Source organism: Nocardiopsis gilva YIM 90087, from assembly GCF_002263495.1.
GTDB classification, from domain to species: domain Bacteria; phylum Actinomycetota; class Actinomycetes; order Streptosporangiales; family Streptosporangiaceae; genus Nocardiopsis_C; species Nocardiopsis_C gilva.
On sequence record NZ_CP022753.1, the window covers coordinates 207600 to 225058 of the forward strand.

A 17459-nucleotide genomic window follows, 5' to 3' on the forward strand; every position below is an offset into this window, starting at 1 on the left:
CCGCGGCCATACTCGTGGCGCCGCCGTGGTCGTCGTGGCCGTAGGGCTAGAGGCCGAAGCCGCCGAAGAGGCCGCGGTGGCGTTCGAGGGCCTGGTCGATCCAGGTGGAGACCTGGGCGGCCCAGTCGATGTTGTCGGCGTCGGCATGGTTGAGGCGGAAGAGGCCGTAGACGTCCTGGCCCGAAGTGAAGAGACCGCCGCGCTTGTCGAATTCGATGACGACGTCCATGCCGTGCGGGCCGGCGACGAGGGAGAGTTCGAGTTCGTTGATCTCGTGCGCGTAGCGCGGGGAGGCGTAGTACTCGATCTCCTGGAACAGCGGGAACTCCTGGCGGGTACCACTGATGTGGCCGTGTTCGACGTCGGTGTGCTTGAGCTTGAAGCCGAGCCGGGCGAACGCTTCCAGGACGCGGTCCTGGGAGGGGACGGGGTACACGCGGATCGGGTCGAGATCGCCCTTGTCGATGGCTCCGGCGACGGCGACCTCGGTGCGCACGCCGACGACCGCGCCGGGGAGCGGTGAACCGCCGGCATCGGTCAGCGGGGTCTGCCAGGGCACCGGGTAGCGGAACGGGATCGACCTGCGCTCGCCCGCCGCGAGGTGGAACGGGCCGGTGACGGGTACGCGGGCGAACCCCGCCTGGACCTGGCTTTCGCCCTCGTCGTGCTCGACCTCCGCGCGCGTCGCGAGCGCGAGGGCGATCTCGTCGATGCGGGAGTCGACCTCGCCGCCCTGGAGTTCGACGTGCCCATCGATCGTGCCGCCGGGGTAGACGTGCGGGTTGGCGAGGACGGTGTCCACACTCGGTCCGCCGATGCCGAAAACGGCGAGGAAACGTTTGAAGCCCATTGCGTCCCTTCCAAGGAGCCGTCGGCGCACCGGAGGGGTCCGCGGCGCCGGGGCGGTTCGTCGTCGTGTCTCTAGACATGACGGCGGGGCACTGCCGTGGGTTCCACGGATCGGGCTCAACACAGGCCGAAGGGCGGTTTGTGGAAGGAGGGCCGGCCGCTACCGGTATGCGTGTCGGCCGACGCGGTGATCGGGGTGAACACCTCGCGTGGAAGGGGCGAATCCCAGGCCTGGTCCAGCACGACGGTCGAGGCGAGCCTGCCGATCTCGTCGGACCCGCGAGCACCGTGGCCATTGCCTCCGATGACGACGCTGAAGCTCTCGTCCGCGTCGATATGGCCGATGTAGGGGTACGTCGACGACGTTTTCTCGATGATGCAGCATGCCGGGCGAACTGACGTCGGCTTCATGTCGGGAGCCAGCATCCGCATCATGTCCACCAGGAACCCGGATTGGCGGGACGTGACCTCCTGCCGCGAATACCAACCGACCATGTCGTCCACGGTTGTCAGCTCTTCGACAAAAGGCTGCATTCCCGGACCGATCCGCATGTACCACCTGCCATCGGGATACCGCACCGGAGGCAGCATGTAACTCGACATGTTCGCGTCTCCCGTCTCCTCCGGATCCACGGTCACGACCGTGGGTAAGGACTGGAATCGCTTCAGCTGCGTGCCGGAGACCTCAAAGAGCAGGTTCGGTTCGGTGAAGGCATGAAGGGCGAGCCGGCTGCCTTCCGGCAGTACGTTGTTGTGACTGGTCACGGCACCCGTGGCGACCAGCACCCTCTCCGCTCTGATCTGCCGTCGGCCGCTGTCGCCTTCGATGTGGAGACGCCACACGCCGGAGGTGTCCTCCCGATGGACGGCGGTGACGGCCGCCCGAAGGAGTCGGGCTCCCGCTGTTCGGGCGAGACGCAGTTGGGCCCTGATGAGCTGACGTGGATTGAGATAGCCGGCCTGATCTCGTTCGAGCAGCCCCTCGACACCCGTGGCCAAGGCGGGCAGCCCCAGTCCGGGGAACTCCCGCGGCAGATCGTCTGCGGACTTCCGCTCCACGGCGATACCGTCGTTGTCACACTGCCGCAGCATCGATTCTGTTCGACGGGGGATCGATTTCGCCACCAGGGCCAGAGATCCGCATTCATGGGAGAATCTGATACCGGACTCTTCCTCAACCTCCTGGAAGCGGTCCAGTGACTTCGCATCGATCGTTCCCCATACGGCATCCCAGCCCATGCGCCGGGTAATTCGGGCCTCATCGTAATGAGCACCGAACGCGTGAATGCTTGCGTTCGTTTTGTCATCGGGCTCGGCAGGACCGATCACCAGGACGTTGGCACCGGCACGACCCAGGTATTTCGCGGCTGCCGAGCCGAACATTCCAGCCCCCACGACCACGGCTTCGTAGATCTCCGACATGATCCTCTGACCCTAATCTGCTCGGCGCTCGGGCGAAATCTCAGGATCGCAGATCGACGGCTCCATTGACATTAGCCATACACGCGTCTAAGTTCGGCGCTTGGCAAACCATTGAGACCGATTGAAGATCACATAACAGCGATCTTCAGTCTCCCCCACAAACGCCCTCGCATCCAGCACGTTTCCATGTGAGGCGCGATTCTCCAGCGGAGGCCTTTGCCATGCGCGTTGCAGTGACCGGCGGCGACGGATTCATCGGCAGGTACGCGATCGACCATCTGCGAGAGTGCGGCCATGAGGCGTTCGCGGTGGACCGGTCGTCAGGGGTGGACATCCTCGACGAGGAGCTGGGCACCGCTCTCAAGGGAGTGGACGGTGTCGTGCACCTGGCGGGGGTTCTCGGGACCGAAGAGCTCTTCGACCAGGTGGACGATGCCATCGACATCAACGTGAAGGGCACCTACCGGGTGCTGGAGGCATGCCGGGGGAACGGCGCTCGGTTTGTCGGGATCACGATGCCGCAGGTCTGGAGAAACGTTTACCAGGCGACCAAGAACTGCGCGCAGCAGCTCTCCTATGCGTGGCAGCAGAATTTCGACGTGCCCGTCAGCCATGTCCGGGCGTTCAACGCCTTCGGGCCGGGGCAGAAGCACTACGGTGTGCAGAAGATCGTTCCCACCTTCGCGGTGCGCGCGTGGAGCGGGCGGCCGATTCCGGTGTGGGGTGACGGGACGCAGACCGTCGACCTCGTCCACTCCACCGACCTCGGCCGCATGCTGGCCGAGGCCTTGGCCTTCGGCGACTGCGAGGTGTTCGACGGGGGGACGGGCCGCTCCATGACCGTGGGGGAGGTGGCCGAGATGGTTCTGGAGATCACCGGGTCCACGGCCGGGATCGAGTACCTGCCCATGCGCAAGGGGGAGACGAAGACGGACATCGTCGCCAAGGGGGAGGGCTGGGACCGGCTCGGCTGGAGGCCGGAGTTCCGAGCCGGGGATCTGGAACGCACGGTGCTCTTCTACAAGCGATTCGCGGATGCCTGAGTAGGGCGGGGCCGATGGACGCGACGGACGCGGGGCATGTGGTGGCCTTCTACGCGAACGCGCTGGAGCGCGCCTGCGTCGAGATCCCGGAGCCCGACGGGTCGGCGCGAGCGCGGGGGACGGCGCCGCGCACGCTGGAGGTCAGGGTCGAGCCCGACCACGGTGGACCTCCGTCCACCGTCATGCTCCTGGTCGATGACGGTGATCTCGTTGGCTACAAGGTCGCCGACGACGCCGACTCCCCCTCGGCGTGGTCCGCCGATCGGATACGCCTCACGGTCCCGGAGGGCGCACTGCGCGATGTGCGCAACGGGGCCGCCACCGGTACGGCGACGGTCATGTCCGGCCGCGTCGGCGTTGACACCGCCACGGTCTGGCCTGAGCTGGCCGAGCTGCGGCGAGCGACGCTCGGCCGCCGGTTCCAGCGGTATGTGGCCGCGCTGGGCGGAACAGGGCACGACAGCGCGCCGCCGACAACCCCGCACACCGCCCAGGGCACCGATCTGGTCGCCGTCCTCGCCGCCCCCAACGGCGCTGACGGTGTCCTGAGCCCCATGGCGACCGGCCGCACCCGCGCCGCGTCCCTCCTCAGTGCCGATCTCGGCGCGACGCTGGTTCTCACCGGCGGCTTCGGCGCGCAGTTCAACACGACGGGACTCCCGCACTGGCGGCACTGCCTGCGGTGGTTGACGGCGCAGGGGCTACTGCCCGACCGGCCCCTGGTCGCGCTGGAGACGCGGCACACCTACGACGACGCGCTGTTCCTGCGTGAGCTGGCCGACACCCGTGCCATCGGCGACATCACCCTCGTCACCTCCGAGTACCACGCGGAGCGCGTTCGCTACATCCTCGACCTGGTCCTGCCGGAGGCGCGCGTCCACCCGGTCGCGCATCCCGCCCTGGCCACGGCGGAGGAGGCGCGGCTGCGCGCACACGAGGCGCACGCGCTCGGAAAGACCGTCGCGGCCACCGTGCTCTTCGGACCGGACCGGCTCATCACGCCCTTGGAGTGCGCGGCGATCGACGCCGGTGAGCGATGGCGGCCCAAGGCGAACGGGTGACGGAACCACCGAACCGGATGTGCTGTCCGCACTGACCGACCTTCGCGGACTGACCGTCGTCCCCGAAGAAGACGGGATCCGCATCGACATCTGGTGACCAGATGCTCAACAACTCGTATCGACCTCATGCCGATGCGTCCGTTGTTCAAAGCTGAGGACGAGCGCCTCCAAGTGAGCCCACCTGTTTGTGTTCCTGTTCCACCAGCCACCCGGATTTGAGGAACCGCAGGATGGATACAATGTTGATGATGCATGGTGTTGATATCCATAAACACTAGAGGCGGTGCGCAGTGACCCTGACACAGATCGACATCGACTCCGACGCACTGGCGGAAGCCATGCATCTATCGGGGGCCAGAACCAAGAAGGAGACCGTGAACACGGCTCTCCGCGAGTACACCGCCCGACACCGACGCATCGCGGCCCTAGAGCGCTACGCCAACCTGGCCTCGGGCTGGGACTACGAGGAATGGCGTCGACACCGAGACGAGGCCAAGGGATCAGGGGCGTGATCCGGTACCTCATTGACTCCTCTGCACTCTGGCGAGTCTTGCGCGATGTCAAGTATCGAGACGCCTGGAGGGATGTCATCAGCGAGGGGGCGATCGGCTCGTGTCATCCACAACGAGCGGAGTTTCGCCGGTCGGCACGGAACCTGGACGAGTACGAGCAGATGAACGACATGTTCACGGATCTCTATCCAGACGTGGGTGTCCCCAAGAACGCGTGGCAATGGATCGAGTCCGCGCAGTACAGACTGCTTCGTGGTGGCGCTCACCGCTCCATGTCCACCGTTGACCTCCTCATCGCCGCCACCGCATCCCACCACGGCTTGGTCGTGCTGCACGACGACAACGACTACCGGGCCGCCTCTCAATACGTGACAGACCTACGTCAACGCAGCGTACGGTCCCTCCCCTAGCGTGACCACATCCCATTGACCAGGGGGTTCTGTCGGCCCTGCCCTGGCGCTCGTGACGGCCTGATTCTGAGCTGTTGACCTCAACATTGGTTCATGTTTGAGGATGTCGACATGACGCGAAAGCCCCGCTGGGGCCGCGTTCACCGATACAGGTCGCTCACGAGCCTTGTTGAAAGGGATTCGTCATGCCGTACAGCCCCCTCCGCCTCGCCGTGATCATGGCCAGCACCCGCGAAGGCCGATTCATCCCGACCATCACCGAGTGGATCGCCAAGCGGGCGCGAAACCACGGCGACCTGGAGGTCGACGTCATCGACCTGGCCGAGGCCCGGCTCCCCGACGTCCTCACCTTCGACCCGACACCCGACGCGGTCACCGCCCTGGCGCCGCGGTTGGACGCGGCCGACGCGTTCGTCGTGGTGACACCCGAGTACAACCACAGCTTCCCCGCCCCGCTCAAGACGGCCATCGACTGGTACCACGCGGAGTGGCGGGCCAAGCCGGTCGCGTTCGTCTCCTACGGCGGCATCTCCGGTGGCCTGCGCGCCGTCGAGCAGCTGCGCCAGATCTTCGCCGAGCTGCACGCGACCACCATCCGCGACACGGTCAGCTTCCACAACGTCTGGGGCGAGTTCGACGCCCAGGGCCGGCCGGTGGACGCCGAGGGGGTCAACGCGGCCGCCAAGACCATGCTCGGCCAGCTCTCGTGGTGGGCCGACGCGCTGCGGGAGGCGCGCGTCAAGCAGCCCTACGCAGCCTAACGACGGGCCCCAGGAGCCCGGTGGCCTGAGCCGCACGGGGACGCGAAACGACAATGGCGCGTTCCGGGGTATCCGCCCCGGAACGCGCCATGCCGATGCAACGCGGTGTGCGACCTCTTAGATGTCGCGGAAGATCTCGATCTGCGCGCCCACCGAGTTCAGCCGCTCGGCCAGCGCCTCGTAGCCGCGGTTGATGACGTAGACGTTGCGCAGCACCGACGTGCCCTCCGCCGCCATCATCGCCAGCAGGATGACGACCGCGGGCCGCAGCGCGGGCGGGCACATCATCTCCGACGCGCGCCAGCGCGTGGGGCCCTCGACGAGGAGGCGGTGCGGGTCGAGCAGCTTCACGCCCGCGCCGAGCCGGTTCAGCTCGGTGAGGTAGATGGCGCGGTTCTCGTATACCCAGTCATGGATCAGGGTCGAGCCCTCGGCCATCGCCGCGATCGCCGCGAAGAACGGCACGTTGTCGATGTTGAGCCCCGGGAAGGGCAGGGGGTGGATCTTGTCGATCGGCGAGCGCAGCTTGGACGGCTTCACCGTCAGGTCGACGAGGCGGGTGCGCCCGTTGTCGGCCGCGTACTCGGGCCCGCTGTCGTACTCCAGGCCCATCTCCCCCAAGACCGCCAGCTCGATCTCCAGGAACTCGATCGGCGCCCGGCGGATGGTCAGCTCGGAGGAGGTGACGACGGCCGCGCTCACCAGGCTCATCGCCTCGACCGGGTCCTCGGAGGGGGCGTAGTCGACGTCGACGTCGATCTCGGCCCGGCCCTTCACGCGCAGCGTGGTCGTGCCGATGCCCTCGATCTCCACGCCCAGCCGCTCCAGGAAGAAGCACAGGTCCTGGACCATGTAGTTGGAGCTGGCGTTGCGAATGATGGTTTCACGGTCGAGGCGGGCCGCGGCGAGCAGCGCGTTCTCGGTGACCGTGTCCCCGCGCTCGGTCAGCACGACGGGACGCTCCGGGGAGACGTCGCGGTCCACGGTCGCGTGGTAGGCCCCGTTGGTGGCGAGGACCTCCAGGCCGAACGGGCGCAGCGCCGTCATGTGCGGCTGGACGGTGCGGGTGCCCAGGTCGCACCCGCCGGCGTAGGGCAGCTTGAAACTGTCGACGCGGTGCATGAGCGGACCCAGGAGCATGATGACGCTGCGGGTCCGGCGCGCCGCCTCCTCGTCCATGGAGTCCAGGTCGAGGGCCATCGGGGGTACGATCTCCAGATCGCTGCCCTCGTTGATCCAGCGGCTGCGCACGCCGATGCTCTCCAGCACTTCGAGGATGCGGTAGACCTCCTCGATGCGTGCGACACGGCGAAGAATGGTGCGACCCTTGTTGAGGAGGGAAGCGCACAGCAGCGCCACGCAGGCGTTCTTGCTGGTCTTGACGTCAATACTGCCGGACAGGGGACGGCCGCCGACGACACGCAGGTGCATCGGACCGGAGTAGCCGAGGGAGATGATCTCGCTGTCCAGCGCCTCGCCGATGCGAGCGATCATCTCAAGGCTGACGTTCTGATGCCCCTTCTCCATGCGATTGACAGCGCTCTGGCTGGTTCCCAGCGACTCCGCAAGCTGCGCTTGGGTCCAGCCGCGGTGGCGGCGGGCATCCCGAATGAGCTTGCCGATCCGTGCAAGGTAGTCATCTGCCATAAGAAGTGACCGTATCTCATATATGAGACTCAAGTGACAAGTACCCGCTCCAGGAGGCAAATCCGGACGGATCCGACGCGCGGTTGGGCACCGCATCGATCCTGGCGTCCCGGGCGTGAGCACCGTGTAAGGCTGCCCCCCGTGAGTCCGCTCACTCCATCCGATCGCACCCGGTGAAGGCACCCGCGCCGACACGCCGAGACGCCACCCCCTAACTCCTGAGATGACGCCAGATGATCAAAAGTTCCGCCCGAGAGGCCGGAAATCGAGTGGTCAGCCCCACATCGACCAGGATGTCCGCCCCGTCCCCGTCGAGTGAACCAGGACTCCGGGCCGGATCCGCCCGCGCCCGCTACCCTCGATGGAGCCCGAGCACGCTCCGACCATCGGAAACGGACCCCGTGATGAACCGTCTCATCCAGACCGCAGCGGCCGGGGTGGCCGGCGCCGCCCTGCTCGCCTCCGCCGCCTGCGGTTCCGAGGCGGCGAGCGAGGAACCCGGCGCGAAGGCCGCGTCCCCCGACAGCTCCGCCGACTACGAGGCCGTCGCGACGGTCGAGGGTGCCACGCTGAGCACCAGCGAGGGCGACATCGAGGTCACCCTCTTCCCGAAGCAGGCGCCGACGACGGTCCGCAACTTCGTCGAGCTCGCGGAAGGGTCCAAAACCGCCAACCCGACCACCGGCGACGACCGCTTCTACGACGGCACGATCTTCCACCGGGTCATCGAGGACTTCATGATCCAGGGCGGCGACCCCCTGGGCACCGGCACGGGCGGCCCCGGCTACACCTTCCCCGACGAGATCGACCCCGACCTCACCTTCGACGCCCCGGGCAAGCTGGCGATGGCCAACTCCGGTCCGAACACCAACGGCTCCCAGTTCTTCATCACCACGGCTCCCACACGCCACCTCGACGGCAAGCACACCATCTTCGGCGAGGTCGCCGACGACGAGGGGCAGCAGGTGGCCGAGGCCATCTCCGCGGTCGACAAAGACGCCTCGGACAAGCCGGTCGAGGACGTCGTGCTGGAGTCGGTCACGATCCACCGGTCCGACGACTGACCTGATTCCACCCGTGGGTCGCCGTCTCATCGCCGAAGCCCCGCACCTCCTGGCCCTGCATCGCCTCGGCCATGAAGGCGGTCCACACCTTCGCTGACGTGCTGCCACCGGTGACCTCCTCGACCCCGGGGATCTTCAGTGGTTCGCCGTCGGGGCGGCTCAGGCTGACGGCGGTGGCCAGCTGCGGCGTGTACCCGGCGAACCAGGCCGACCGCGCGTTGCCGTAGGTGCCCGTCACCCCGGCGACCGGCTGCCCGGTGGGCAGGACCGCGTCGATCCCCGGCGCGCGGTGCACCGCCTCGTTCATCGCGAAGGTCGCGTCGAGCGCCGTCGCGGCGCTGAAGGCGCGCGTGCCCCGCTCCAGCCGCGCGGCGTCCACGGGCTCCAGCACACGCCCGTTGACGTCGGTGACCTTGGTGATCATGTGGCGCGGCTTGTGCAGTCCCCCGTTGGCGAAGGTCGCGAAGCCGCTCGCCTGGTCGAGGGCGGTGAGCTGAAAGGTGCCCGACGCGATGCTCGGCTCCATGGCCGCCGTCTCGAACTGCTCTTCGTCGACCCCGGCCTTGCGCGCGGTCTCGGTCACGCTCTCGGGGCCGATCTTCACCACGGTCTCGACAAAGGGCACGTCGGCGGATTCCACGGTCGCCTGCAGGAGGTCGGTCGCCCCACCGGTTCCCCCGGCGTCCCGGCCGCCCCCGCCGAAGGGACCGGGGATATCGGCACTCCGCGTCTCCGGCCGCCCGATGCCCTGCTCCAGCGCCGCCGCCAGCACATAGGGCTGGAACGTCGCCCCCGCCTGGGTGCGCTGCACCAGCGAGTGGTCCAGCTCGTTGACGAAGTCCGCCCCGCCGTGGAACGCGCGGATCTCCCCGGTCGCCGGGTCGACCGCGGCCAATCCCTTGTTGGTGCCCTCCGGCAGGTCCGGCAGGGCCGTGTCGAACGCCTTCTCCGCGGTCTTCATCAGGCGCTCGTTCAGCGACGTCTCGACCTCGTACCCGCCCGCCGCGATCTGCGCGTCGGACAGCCCGTAGCGCTCGCGCAGCTCCCGCTCGACCGCGAGCTTGATGTAGCCCTTGAAGCCGGACAGGCTCGTACCCGGCGTGTAGTCCACCGTCTCGGGGAACTCCAGCGCGTCGGCCTCCGCCTGGGAGATGCCGTGCTCGGGGTCGTCCTCGTGCATGGCCACCATGCCGTCCACGGCGTAGGCCCACCGGTCCTTGAGGACCTCCTCCATCTCCGAGCCGGGGGTGACGTTCTCGAAGTTGGCCGGCTGCTGGATGATCGCGCCGATGAACGCGCCCTCGGCGGCGTCCAGGTCCTCCACGTCCTTGCCGAAGTAGGCCTGGGCCGCCGCCTGGACGCCGTAGGCCTCGCGCCCGAAGTAGATGGTGTTCAGGTACTGCGTGAGGATCTCCCCGGGCGGCAGCGTGCGTCCGACCTTGATCGATATCAGGATCTCCTTGACCTTGCGGGTGTAGGAGCGCTCCTGGGAGAGGCCGTCGTAGTAGTTCCGCGCCATCTGCTGGGTGATGGTGGAGCCCCCGCCCGCGCTGCCGCCGGACAGCACGGCGCGCGCCAAGCCCACGGGCGAGACCCCCGGCTCGGTATAGAAGTTCCGCTGCTCGGAACCGAGGACGCCGTTGATCACCGTCTCGGGGATCTGGTCCTCGCTAACAGGGATCCGCTTCAGCTTGCCGACGGTGAGGGCCTCACCGCCATCGTCATAGGCGATGCTGCTGCCGACCAGCAGCGCGCGTTCCTGCGGCTGGAGGTCGCGGGGGTCCGGCGTCTGCGTGTAGGCGACCACGAACACGGCCACCAGTGCGCCCAGGCCCAGCACGCTGGTGGCCGCAAGCGGTTTCCACGCCCGGGCGATCAGCCGCCGGGTGCGGTGCAGCCGCCGACCGCCGTTCTTCGGCGCACCATCGGTGGCGGTCCGCCGGTGCCGCGGCGTCCGCGGTCGTCGCGTGGAGTCCGTCCGTCCTCGTCTGCCCATGCTTCGCGCCCCGGTCGTGGTGCGCCCCGCGCGAAGGCACCGCCCACCCGTCAGGGGCGCCCGGGCAAGCGGTCCCCGCCCGGCATTTCCGAAGGCTGGCGGAGAAACGCGACGAACCCGTGTGGACGGCGTGATGATCTCGTGTTCGTTTCCCCGCCGTTGTGTAACAACCTCTCGCGCGCCGCGCGCGGATTCGATCGATCCGGTTCCAGTGGCCGCTGCGTCGCGCTCCGCCGTCGTGGGGATCGATGGTGGGTGCCGAGGCGGAGGCGCGTGATAGCGTTCCCGCTTCCCGGACGATTGTTGTTCACATTCAACGACTTTCGGCTAGCCGGAAGCGTGTCACCCGGTATACGATCAGTTCACATCACTACGTGCCACGAAATCGGCACTTTCTGTGAAATTCTCGTTCTTCTTGATCATCCACCTCGCTGAGATGAATGATGGCTTCCGTGGATCCCCTGCTGCGCAACCGTGCTCTTCTCCCCCTCCAGCCCTCACCCGCGCGTGGGCAGCGCCCCGTCCTCGGCCTCGACGACTCCGGGGGGTACTCGTATTCGACGCTGACCGCCGAGATGACCGAGTGGCTCGACCAGAACAGCGTCATGACCGTGGTCTGCGGCGACGAACACGGCCGCGGCCTGCTGAGCAGCGCGGCGTGGGTCGCTGGTGAACGCCTGTCCTGCTCGGTCCGGTCCCGCTGCCACGGCCGGAACATGACGATCTGGGTGGAGAAGCCCTGAGGCGGTGTCCAGGCGCCCGGGCCACGGACGCCGCGTCCGCCGCGAGCCCCGTGGCCGTCAGTCGCAGGGGCGGCGCAGGCGCTGCGCCCGGTCGGCCTGGTCGGCCAGATCCAGCAGTGAGGACGCGAGCTCACGGATGGCCTGGGGGCTCAGCCGGTAGTAGGTGAAGCGGCCGGACGGCTCGGCCGTGACGAACCCCGCCTCGCGCAGGATCTTGAGATGGTGGCTGATGGTGGGCTGCCGCGCGCCCGTCTCCTCGATGAGGTGGCACGTGCACATCTGCTCGCTGGCGAGGAGCCGGACGATACGTGCACGCAGTGGATCGCCGAGCAGCTTCACGGCGGCCCCGTCCATGGTGCCTCCCGAGGAGATCAACATGCCTTGATAGCACCACGCTTTTTATACGTCCGTCAAATGCCCAGCATCGGCACGACACCGTCCGACCGGGGCCGCCCCGGCCCCGGTCTGTCGGCCCGGGGCCGGGGCCCGGGACCGGTCGGGCGGCCGCTCTCCCCTCATCAGCGACCACCGCCGGTCCGGTTCATGCCCCCGTTCATCAGGTGCGCGCGGGCAGGCCCAGCTCGCCCAAGAGCCGCTCCACCCGAGAGCGAATCTCATCACGCACCGGCCGGACCTTATCAAGGGGCTGTCCCGCCGGATCGTCCAGCTCCCAGTCGAGGTACCGCTTGCCCGGAAAGACCGGGCAGGTGTCGCCGCAGCCCATCGTGATCACCACGTCGCTGGCCTCCACCGCCTCGGGGGTCAGGACCTTGGGCGTGTTGGCGGAGATATCGATTCCGACCTCGCGCATCGCCTCGGCGGCGATCGGGTTGATCCGCTCGCCCGGTTCCGAGCCGGCCGATCGCACCTCGACGGCGCCGCCGGAGAGGTGCGTCAGGAACCCGGCCGCCATCTGGGAGCGGCCCGCGTTGTGTACGCAGACGAAGAGGACACTGGGTTTCGTGGACATGTTCCACCTTTTCATTGCGGCGGGTCGTCGGAGGATTGGGGAGACGAGGGCAGCGGCGGCCCCAGTCAGGTCCGATCGGCGGCCGCCGCGGCGGCCTCGGCCGGCGTGCGGCGCGGGAAGAACCCGCGCGCCCGCAGGGAGACGTAGACGAGCCCGACGAGCACGGGGACCTCGATCAGCGGCCCCACGACCCCGGCCAGCGCCTGCCCCGAGGTCACGCCGAAGACGCCGATGGCCACGGCGATCGCCAGCTCGAAGTTGTTGCCCGCGGCGGTGAACGCCAGGGTCGTGGAGCGCTCGTAGGAGAGCGAGATCGCCCACCCGAGGAGCATGGACAGCCCCCACATGAGGCCGAAGTAGGCCAGCAGCGGGACGGCGATGCGGGCGACGTCCAGCGGCTGGGAGGTGATCGCGTCGCCCTGCAGGGCGAACAGGATGACGATGGTGAACAGCAGCCCGTAGAGCGCGAAGGGGCCGATGCGGGGGAGGAAGGAGCCCTCGTACCAGTCCCGCCCCTTGGCGCCCTCGCCGAACCTGCGGGTCAGGTACCCCGCCACCAGCGGGATGCCGAGGAAGATCAGCACGCTCTTGGCGATCTCGACGGCCGAGACGTCGATCCCGTTCTGGGAGAGGCCGAGGACGCCAGGCAGGAACTCGAGGTAGAACCAGCCGAGGGCGCCGAACAGCAGCACCTGGAAGACCGCGTTGAGCGCGACGAGGACGGCCGCGGCCTCGCGGTCGCCGCAGGCGAGGTCGTTCCACACGATGACCATCGCGATGCAGCGCGCCAGGCCGACGATGATCAGGCCGGTGCGGTACTCCGGGAGATCGGCCAGAAAGATCCAGGCCAGCGCGAACATCAGCGCCGGCCCGACGACCCAGTTCAATAGGAGTGAAGGAAGGAGCAGACGGGTGTCGCGGGTGACCGTGTCGAGCCGGTCGTAGCGCACCTTGGCCAGGACCGGGTACATCATCAGGAGCAGACCCAGCGCGATCGGCAGGGACACCCCGTCGATCTGCACCGCCTCCAGGGCCCCCTGGAGCCCGGGCACCGTGCTTCCCAGCGCCAGCCCGGCGACCATCGCCAGTCCGATCCACAGCGGAAGATAGCGGTCCAGCGTCGACAACCGGGCGGCGCCGCCCGACGGCGCCGCTGCCGCTTCCGTATTCTCCGTCATCTCGTTGACCCTCTCAGTTCGACCACATCAAGCCAAGTTGATATGAACCGCGACTGATGTGTCAATCCCACACGTCCACCAGTGGCACGTCTCACCCAACCCCGATGACCTGCGGAGACAGAACGGATCCCAGGTCGTGGCGCCCCACGACGCCGCTGCGGCCCCCTCCCGACGACCGCGCGCTGTCGCAGGGGGAACTTGACAATCCGCCACCGACTCGCGAATGCTCGCGGATCACGCGACACCCCATCCGCCCAGACCACCCCCCATCCCTCCCCGGAGGCTGCCGTATGACCGATCTCCTCCTTGTCCTGACGGGCGCTGGGATCAGCCTCGTGAGTAGCGTGACCGTCACCTGGCTGCAGGCCAGATACACCCGCAGGGGCGAGGTGCGCGAGTCGACCCGCTCCGCCACCCGTCGGCTCACCTCCCTGTTCATCGCCGAGCGCGACGCCGCCGACTCCAGTGGGGAGCCGACCGCCGCGATGGCCGAAGCCGAACTGCTGGCCATGACGATCACCGAACGCCGCGCCCGGGACCGCGTCCGCGACCTGACCCGGCTGCTGCGCGAGCTCCGCCTGCCGGAGCTGCGGGAACTGAGCGGGATGCGGCCGGAACGCGCGCGGCGGGTGCTGTGCGATCACGCGCTGGAGGTTCTGGGCGCCCTCTACCGGGGCGAGCGGCTGCCCGCCGTGCCGCCGCAGGTGCAGAAGATGCTCAGCGTGGAGGACGAAGCGCTGAGCATCCACGCCGGGGAGGTGCCCGCCCCCGTTGTGCGAACCGCGGACGAGAGCGCTGAGGCGGAGCCGGCGGAGGCGTCCGATCGGGCGCAAGGTACCGAGGAGGACGCGATCGCGAAGAGCGCGGTGCCCCGTCGCCCGCGCCGGTCGACGCGGGCGACGCGCGACAAGGGCGGCGACAACGGCGGCACGGGGTCGGAGAAAACGACGTGATCTCGGGAAAGCGGACCGAATCCTCGATGGTTTTCGGCACGCTTTCCCGAGGCTGACGGGCTCCCCCGTCCCGTCAGCCGGTGGTGACCAGCTCGAGGTTCCAGCGGTCCAGGATCTCGTTCACGGGCTGGAAGAACGTGCTCCCGCCCTCAACGCAGTTGCCCATCCCGCCGGAGAGCACGCCCTGGGCCTGGTCGTCGGACATGAAGGGGCCACCGGAGTCGCCCCGCTCAGCGCAGGCCGAGGTGTGGGTGAGGCCGAACACGATGCCCTGCTCGTAGATGACCGTCTGGTCCTTGGCGAGGACCTCTCCGCAGCGCCACCCCGAGGTGGACCCGGAGCGGCAGACCGACGCGCCGACGCTCGCCTCCTCCGACCCGGCCACGTCCTCGGGGCTGGAGCGGACCTGCGCCGTCGGCGTCCAGTTGACGGTCTCGCCCACGAACGCCATGTCATCGCCGGGGAACATCGAGCGGACGAAGGTGCCGGTGGCCTCGGATCCCTCGGCGGGAACGCTCGAGGAGGCCGTGGACCCCACGGAACCGCAGTGCCCCGCCGTCACGAAGCCCCCGTTGTCGTCGGAACCGTCGGTTGCGCCCGGGCCCTCGGTCACACCGAAGCCGATGGAGCAGCGGGACTGGTCGTTGATGAAGTACGGGTCGCCGCCCACGATGTCGACGAAGGTCCGCGGTGGTTCGGTGACCTCCGAGATGACCACCGCCTCCGGGTCCACCCCGGCCGCCGCGATGGCCTGTTGCGCGTCATCGGACCCGCCCGGCAGGACGGTCATGACCACGGCGTCCTGCTCGACGTCCGGATACCAGCCGGTCACGCCGGGGTAGCCGGTGCCGACCGAGCCGTTGAGCTCGTCCATCACCCGGCCGAGAGCGTCCTCGCCATAGGTGACGACCCGCGCTTGGGCGCCGGCGTCGCGGACGGCCTCGGCCGCGTCCGGGTCGGTGACCGCGACGGTCAGCTCCCGCGTATCGGCGTCGAAGACGGCGCCGCCGAAGTCCGGTCCGAGCGCGGAGCGCAGTTCTCTCTCGGTGGCGCGGGCCTGGCGCTCCCGCACCACCAGGTCGACGGCCTCGGTCCGGGTGAGCCCGAGGTCGCGCTGCAGCGCCGCGAGCTGTTCGGGGTCTCTCAACACGGGTTCGACGTCAGCGGAGACCACAGGCGCTGCCGAGACGACCAGCCCGAGGGCAAGAAGGGCGCTGCCCAGCGCCGGGATCGTGGGGGATTTTCGCACGTGCCTCACTCCTTGAGCGGGAGACTTGGAACAAGGGGGACATTCGGCGGGGAGGCCCTTGGGACTCCCGCGTCGGCCCCCAGCGGCTCCAGACCGCGGGGCACCTGACCCACCGGCATTCACCCGACAAGTCCGGTGAACGCTTCGTAACGGTAAGTGAATAGGCCGAGTTTCAACAGCCCCGACCAGGCACGAAAAGCCGAGTGATCGTCGCGTAATGGTTGACGCGTGGTGCGGTTGTGAACACTGTGACGCATGTGGGCGGAACGTTCGACCGCCCTTCGCGCGAGATGACACCGGCGACCGCCCCGCGGGAATGTCGGGCGGCGATGAGATCATGCAGGCGGCAACAGCTGATCATGCGCGATGTTCCGCCTGTTCAGGCGGGATGCGCCGGATGTCCGTCCATCACTCTTGGCGCCGAAACGATCGGGCGATGAATCCGCGACGACCTCGCGGGCGTCGAACGATCACCTCCCCCTGCTACCCGCCTGAAGAGGACCATGGATGCTGCGGATTCACTTCACCGACGCGGACCTCGCCCGCACCCGCGTCGAACAGGAGCCCGACCCGCTGTGGGAAGTGGTCATGAGCCTGCACCGGCTCCAGACGCGGTGGGGACGGCGCAGGGTCCAGGACTGGTACGCCGACGTGCGGCGCACGCTCACCGAACGCGGACTGGACACCACGGTCAGATCGCTGCTCGTGCCCATCGCGCCGTTCGCCGACTACTTCCCCGACTTCCTCACCCCCGACGCGGCACGGCACGGACTCGACGCCGGGCTGGAGGCGGTCGCCGCCACCCCGCGCTCGGAATTCGACCGCCAGCTCGAGATGGTCGCCGAGCGGCGCGCCATGCCCACCGGGATACGTTCACTGACTGAAGGCGACCCCCGGCCCCGCAGCGAGCTCGTCACGGCGTTGCGCGTCTACCATGACACCGCCCTGGCCCCCTACTGGGAGCGGATCCGCACGGTGAGCGACGCCGATCGCATCCGCCGCGCCAGGGACCTGCTCCACGGCGGGGTCGAGGGGCTGCTGGGCGGATTCGCGCCGCTGATGCGCTGGGAGGCGCCGACTCTCCACGTCGACTACCCCCTGGAGTCCGACCTGTATCTGGGCGGACGCGGGATCCGGTTCATCCCGTCGTACTTCTGCCACAAGCGCCCGGTCGCCCTGGCCGACCAGGCACTCCCCCCTGTGCTCGTCTACCCCCTGCACAGCGGGGCGTCCCCGGTCGGCCAGGGCTCTCCCCCCTCCCAAAGCGCTCCCCTCTCCAGAGCGCTTCCCCTGCGCGCGCTTCTGGGCGCGACGCGAGCGGAGATCCTCCAGGCGGTCGCCATGGGCATGACCACCAGTGAGCTCGCCGCCCACCTGGGCATCACCCCGGCCGCTGCCAGCCACCACACGAGGATCCTGCGGGACGCGGGACTGATCGTGAGCACCCGCGACCGCCACCACGTGCTGCACACGATCACCGCGGCCGGATCCGGCCTCCTGGAGACGGCCGCAGGGTGACCGCGGCGGGGCGCTGAGATCGCCGTCCTCGGTCCCCGCGCCCCGCGTGGTGCGCTGTGCCTCCACATACTGGCCTGGAGCGC

The 17459-nt window shown here is 68.5% G+C and carries 17 protein-coding genes; 9 read left to right on the forward strand and 8 right to left on the reverse strand.

The window, feature by feature from the left end; all coding sequences use genetic code 11:
* Positions 1-46 precede the first annotated feature (46 nt).
* Together CDO52_RS01240 and CDO52_RS01245 are read right to left on the reverse strand one after the other, a co-directional pair.
* On the reverse strand, positions 47-850 hold the full coding sequence (locus CDO52_RS01240; RefSeq protein ID WP_017619608.1) for a sporulation protein: 804 nt from the start codon (positions 848-850) through the stop codon (positions 47-49).
* 116 nt (positions 851-966) lie between these two features.
* Complete coding sequence (locus tag CDO52_RS01245) at positions 967-2271, reverse strand: NAD(P)/FAD-dependent oxidoreductase (RefSeq protein ID WP_017619609.1); 1305 nt, start codon at positions 2269-2271, stop codon at positions 967-969.
* 221 nt (positions 2272-2492) lie between these two features.
* Between CDO52_RS01245 and CDO52_RS01250 the strand changes: the two genes are divergently transcribed.
* The 5 genes from CDO52_RS01250 to CDO52_RS01270 all read left to right on the forward strand — a co-directional run bounded on the left by CDO52_RS01250 (position 2493) and on the right by CDO52_RS01270 (position 6058).
* Positions 2493-3314 carry an NAD-dependent epimerase/dehydratase family protein gene (locus tag CDO52_RS01250; protein WP_026125959.1) on the forward strand — a complete coding sequence of 274 codons (822 nt, stop codon included), beginning with the start codon at positions 2493-2495 and terminating at the stop codon, positions 3312-3314.
* Positions 3315-3328: 14 nt separating this feature from the next.
* Positions 3329-4375 (forward strand): YdcF family protein, encoded by a 1047-nt coding sequence (locus tag CDO52_RS01255; protein ID WP_017619611.1) that lies wholly within the window; start codon positions 3329-3331, stop codon positions 4373-4375.
* Positions 4376-4665: 290 nt separating this feature from the next.
* Entirely contained in the window at positions 4666-4887 is a 222-nt protein-coding gene (locus CDO52_RS01260) for a type II toxin-antitoxin system VapB family antitoxin (protein ID WP_017619613.1), read from the forward strand.
* On the forward strand, positions 4884-5297 hold the full coding sequence (locus CDO52_RS01265; protein WP_017619614.1) for a PIN domain-containing protein: 414 nt from the start codon (positions 4884-4886) through the stop codon (positions 5295-5297). Before CDO52_RS01260 ends, CDO52_RS01265 begins: the two co-directional genes overlap by 4 nt.
* A gap of 185 nt (positions 5298-5482) precedes the next feature.
* Positions 5483-6058, forward strand: a complete 576-nt coding sequence (locus tag CDO52_RS01270; protein ID WP_017619615.1) for an NADPH-dependent FMN reductase — start codon at positions 5483-5485, stop codon at positions 6056-6058.
* A 117-nt stretch (positions 6059-6175) separates the two neighbouring features.
* Here CDO52_RS01270 and CDO52_RS01275 read toward each other — a convergent pair whose 3' ends face one another.
* A complete protein-coding gene (locus tag CDO52_RS01275) occupies positions 6176-7705 on the reverse strand; it encodes a helix-turn-helix domain-containing protein (protein WP_017619616.1) in 1530 nt (509 codons plus the stop codon).
* 404 nt (positions 7706-8109) lie between these two features.
* Between CDO52_RS01275 and CDO52_RS01280 the strand changes: the two genes are divergently transcribed.
* A complete protein-coding gene (locus CDO52_RS01280; RefSeq protein WP_017619617.1) occupies positions 8110-8769 on the forward strand; it encodes a peptidylprolyl isomerase in 660 nt (219 codons plus the stop codon).
* On the opposite strand, the gene CDO52_RS01285 is transcribed toward CDO52_RS01280, so the two are convergent.
* On the reverse strand, positions 8744-10765 hold the full coding sequence (locus CDO52_RS01285) for a transglycosylase domain-containing protein (RefSeq protein ID WP_152471692.1): 2022 nt from the start codon (positions 10763-10765) through the stop codon (positions 8744-8746). The genes CDO52_RS01280 and CDO52_RS01285 overlap by 26 nt on opposite strands.
* A gap of 452 nt (positions 10766-11217) precedes the next feature.
* On the opposite strand from CDO52_RS01285, the gene CDO52_RS01290 reads away from it, so the two are divergent.
* A complete protein-coding gene (locus tag CDO52_RS01290) occupies positions 11218-11508 on the forward strand; it encodes a hypothetical protein (RefSeq protein ID WP_017619619.1) in 291 nt (96 codons plus the stop codon).
* Positions 11509-11565: 57 nt separating this feature from the next.
* On the opposite strand, the gene CDO52_RS01295 is transcribed toward CDO52_RS01290, so the two are convergent.
* From CDO52_RS01295 to arsB, 3 genes are all read right to left on the reverse strand, one after another.
* A complete protein-coding gene (locus CDO52_RS01295; RefSeq protein WP_033300788.1) occupies positions 11566-11886 on the reverse strand; it encodes an ArsR/SmtB family transcription factor in 321 nt (106 codons plus the stop codon).
* A 178-nt stretch (positions 11887-12064) separates the two neighbouring features.
* Complete coding sequence (locus CDO52_RS01300; protein ID WP_017619621.1) at positions 12065-12478, reverse strand: arsenate reductase ArsC; 414 nt, start codon at positions 12476-12478, stop codon at positions 12065-12067.
* 65 nt (positions 12479-12543) lie between these two features.
* The gene (gene arsB, locus CDO52_RS01305) at positions 12544-13656 is read right to left on the reverse strand and encodes an ACR3 family arsenite efflux transporter (protein WP_094932166.1); all 1113 of its coding nucleotides are present in this window, start codon (positions 13654-13656) and stop codon (positions 12544-12546) included.
* 335 nt (positions 13657-13991) lie between these two features.
* Here arsB and CDO52_RS01310 point away from each other — a divergent pair, with 335 nt between their 5' ends.
* Positions 13992-14609, forward strand: a complete 618-nt coding sequence (locus tag CDO52_RS01310) for a hypothetical protein (RefSeq protein WP_157745364.1) — start codon at positions 13992-13994, stop codon at positions 14607-14609.
* A gap of 73 nt (positions 14610-14682) precedes the next feature.
* Here the strand turns inward: CDO52_RS01310 and CDO52_RS01315 are convergent, their stop codons facing one another.
* Complete coding sequence (locus tag CDO52_RS01315) at positions 14683-15858, reverse strand: S1 family peptidase (protein WP_017619625.1); 1176 nt, start codon at positions 15856-15858, stop codon at positions 14683-14685.
* A gap of 507 nt (positions 15859-16365) precedes the next feature.
* Here CDO52_RS01315 and CDO52_RS01320 point away from each other — a divergent pair.
* Positions 16366-17376, forward strand: a complete 1011-nt coding sequence (locus CDO52_RS01320; protein ID WP_017619626.1) for an ArsR/SmtB family transcription factor — start codon at positions 16366-16368, stop codon at positions 17374-17376.
* The last annotated feature ends 83 nt before the right edge of the window (positions 17377-17459 follow it).

Coding starts and splice junctions, on each gene's coding strand:
- CDO52_RS01270 (WP_017619615.1), top strand. CDS start 5,483: ATGCCGTACAGCCCCCTCCGCCTCGCCGTGATCATGGCCAGCACCCGC.
- CDO52_RS01250 (WP_026125959.1), top strand. CDS start 2,493: ATGCGCGTTGCAGTGACCGGCGGCGACGGATTCATCGGCAGGTACGCG.
- CDO52_RS01255 (WP_017619611.1), top strand. CDS start 3,329: ATGGACGCGACGGACGCGGGGCATGTGGTGGCCTTCTACGCGAACGCG.
- CDO52_RS01295 (WP_033300788.1), bottom strand. CDS start 11,886: ATGTTGATCTCCTCGGGAGGCACCATGGACGGGGCCGCCGTGAAGCTG.
- CDO52_RS01320 (WP_017619626.1), top strand. CDS start 16,366: ATGCTGCGGATTCACTTCACCGACGCGGACCTCGCCCGCACCCGCGTC.
- CDO52_RS01280 (WP_017619617.1), top strand. CDS start 8,110: ATGAACCGTCTCATCCAGACCGCAGCGGCCGGGGTGGCCGGCGCCGCC.
- CDO52_RS01275 (WP_017619616.1), bottom strand. CDS start 7,705: ATGGCAGATGACTACCTTGCACGGATCGGCAAGCTCATTCGGGATGCC.
- CDO52_RS01285 (WP_152471692.1), bottom strand. CDS start 10,765: ATGGGCAGACGAGGACGGACGGACTCCACGCGACGACCGCGGACGCCG.
- CDO52_RS01300 (WP_017619621.1), bottom strand. CDS start 12,478: ATGTCCACGAAACCCAGTGTCCTCTTCGTCTGCGTACACAACGCGGGC.
- CDO52_RS01240 (WP_017619608.1), bottom strand. CDS start 850: ATGGGCTTCAAACGTTTCCTCGCCGTTTTCGGCATCGGCGGACCGAGT.
- CDO52_RS01245 (WP_017619609.1), bottom strand. CDS start 2,271: ATGTCGGAGATCTACGAAGCCGTGGTCGTGGGGGCTGGAATGTTCGGC.
- arsB (WP_094932166.1), bottom strand. CDS start 13,656: ATGACGGAGAATACGGAAGCGGCAGCGGCGCCGTCGGGCGGCGCCGCC.